The organism is Mesorhizobium sp. M7A.F.Ca.CA.004.06.1.1, from assembly GCF_003999135.1.
GTDB lineage: Bacteria > Pseudomonadota > Alphaproteobacteria > Rhizobiales > Rhizobiaceae > Mesorhizobium.
In genome coordinates this window covers 1-2356 of record NZ_RZPQ01000855.1, presented here as the reverse complement: position 1 = coordinate 2356, position 2356 = coordinate 1, and the positions used below count along the sequence as shown (strand labels likewise).

Below are 2356 nucleotides of genomic sequence, written 5' to 3'. Positions count from 1 at the left end.
GTGTACAGGATCTGGCCTTCGCGAAGCTGCGCCCATTCGCTGGGCTGCGGCTCCTTGACCTTGACGATCATGTCCGACCTGGCGAACACCTCGGCGGCCGTCTTGGCAATCGTGGCGCCGGCGGCGCGATAGGCGTTGTCATCGGCGCCGATGCCGGCACCGGCCCCGGTCTCAACCAGCACTTCGTGGCCATGGGCGACATATTCGCGGACCGAGCCGGGGGTGAGGCCGACGCGGTATTCGTGGTTCTTGATTTCCTTGGGGCAGCCGACGCGCATTTTCTTCTCCTGATCCGGCCCTTTGGGCTCGTTCCCTGTATGGATGGAGTGAACCACGAATCGTTGCGCAGGTGTTTGCGAATGCGCTTGCGCCAACCGGCAGGTTTCGATAATCGTTGCGCGAAATAGCTGGATATTCGCAGGATTCACGAAAAATGCGGCTCGACAGGATTGATATCGCCATTCTCGAGGCTTTGCAGAAGGATGGCAGGATACCCAATGCGGCACTGGCCGAGAAGGTCGGCCTGTCGCAGTCGGCCTGTTCGCGCCGGCTCGACAATCTGGAGAAATCCGGAACCATCCGCGGCTATCATGCCCGGCTTTCCAATGCAGCACTCGGCCACCAGATGACGGCGATCGTGCACATATCGCTGTCGGGACAGTTCGAGAAGACGCTTTCGGATTTCGAGGCGGCGATCAAACGCTGCCCGAACGTGCTGTCCTGTCACCTGATGTCGGGCGAGTACGACTACATCCTGCGGATCGCGGCGAAGGATCTCGTCGACTATGAGCGCATCCACAAGGAATGGCTGTCGGCAATGCCGCATGTGACCAAAATCAATTCGTCCTTTGCGCTACGCGAAATCGTCGACAGGACCGCCATGGGCATGAAGCCGGAAATGGCCTAGGCTGCGTTGATATTCAGGTGATGCCGGCCTGCAAATGGTAGCTCCCTGCGCTTCCGGTGCTCGCGTACGAAAAGTACGCTCCGCTCCCGTTCTCGGAAGCGACCATTTTCGACTCGGCCTGACCTGAATCTCAGCACAGCCTGGACTAGCTGGCCTCCGTTACCACCCGATCCATCGGGATATCGTGCGGCTGCGGGTAGATGGTCGCGATGCGTTGCAGCTCGTAGCCGACGCCGATGACCAGCGGCTTGAACGGCATCGCTGCCAGCGTGCGGTCGAAGAAGCCGCCGCCATAACCCAGGCGGTAGTTCTGGGGATCGATGCCGACGATCGGCGAGATGACGATGTCCGGCAGCACCGGATCGCCCTCGGCCGGGATCGGGATGTTCCAGACACCTTTCTCCAGCCGGTCGCCCGCTTTGTAGGCGCGGAAGATCAGCGGGTGCCCCTTGTCGATGACGATGGGCAGGGCGGTGCGGCCGCCGCGTTCGTTTATGGACGCCATCCAAGGCCGCAAATCCGGCTCGCCGCGAAACGGCCAGTAGAGACTGACCATGCGCCCGGCGATCTCGCCGATGATCGCGTCGAGGCCATCGGCGATGCGTTGCGACATTACCGCTCGCGCGTCGGCCGAAACGGCGAGACGCGCAGCGATCAGCCGTTCGCGTTCGGCCTTGCGCCAGCGTCTCACATCGATCCAGTCGCTCGAAGGCGCACGGAATTCCGGATCGAGCTCGTGCATGAAACAGGGCGGCGAAGAATACTGCGCCGGAGCATCGTCGTCACGATCGTTGGCCATGCCTCACCTCATCGCGTGTTCGATGACGCTATACCTCGCGATACGATACAACATGTGCATTCACGACATGGAACGACGAGTCTCGGGCACCGTCCATCTGTTGTTGCATTGCACAAAAATACCTACATCCAGGACAGCCAATCTTGCCATCGGGGTGAACGAAATGAATGAAGCCAGGCATCATGTCGTCGTTGTCGGCGCGGGTTTCGGCGGTCTCGAGTTCACCCGTGCACTTGCTGGCGCTCCGGTGCGTATCACCATGATCGACAAGCGCAACCATCACCTCTTCCAGCCGCTGCTCTATCAGGTGGCGACGACGGCGCTGGCCACCTCCGAGGTTGCCTGGCCGATCCGCCACCTCCTGCGCAAGCGCAAGGATGTGACGACCCTGCTCGCCAATGTCACCGGTGTCGACCGCGCCGGCAAGCGCGTGCTGCTCGATGACGGCAGCGCGGTCGCCTACGACACGCTGGTGCTCGCCACCGGTGCCCGCCACGCCTATTTCGGCCACGACGAATGGGAGCCTTTCGCCCCGGGCCTGAAGACGCTGGAGGACGCCACCAGCATTCGGAGGCGAATTCTCCTGGCCTTCGAGCAGGCCGAGCGGGAGACCGATCCCGCCAAACGCCGGGCGTTGCTGACCATTGCGA

Annotated in this window: 3 protein-coding genes and 1 pseudogene; 2 read left to right on the top strand and 2 right to left on the bottom strand. The window is 61.8% G+C overall.

Going from position 1 to position 2356, the window contains the following annotated elements; all coding sequences use genetic code 11:
• Positions 1-278, bottom strand: a pseudogene (locus EN906_RS31225) (alanine dehydrogenase); the annotation flags it as partial.
• A 155-nt stretch (positions 279-433) separates the two neighbouring features.
• Between EN906_RS31225 and EN906_RS31220 the strand changes: the two are divergent.
• Positions 434-907, top strand: coding sequence for an Lrp/AsnC family transcriptional regulator (locus EN906_RS31220; protein ID WP_127269076.1), 474 nt, complete (start codon positions 434-436; stop codon positions 905-907).
• 145 nt (positions 908-1052) lie between these two features.
• Here the strand turns inward: EN906_RS31220 and EN906_RS31215 are convergent, their stop codons facing one another.
• Positions 1053-1706 carry a 5-formyltetrahydrofolate cyclo-ligase gene (locus EN906_RS31215; RefSeq protein ID WP_127269075.1) on the bottom strand — a complete coding sequence of 218 codons (654 nt, stop codon included), beginning with the start codon at positions 1704-1706 and terminating at the stop codon, positions 1053-1055.
• 163 nt (positions 1707-1869) lie between these two features.
• On the opposite strand from EN906_RS31215, the gene EN906_RS31210 reads away from it, so the two are divergent.
• The coding region (locus EN906_RS31210) for an FAD-dependent oxidoreductase (RefSeq protein ID WP_164777502.1) at positions 1870-2356 on the top strand (487 nt) is incomplete at its 3' end.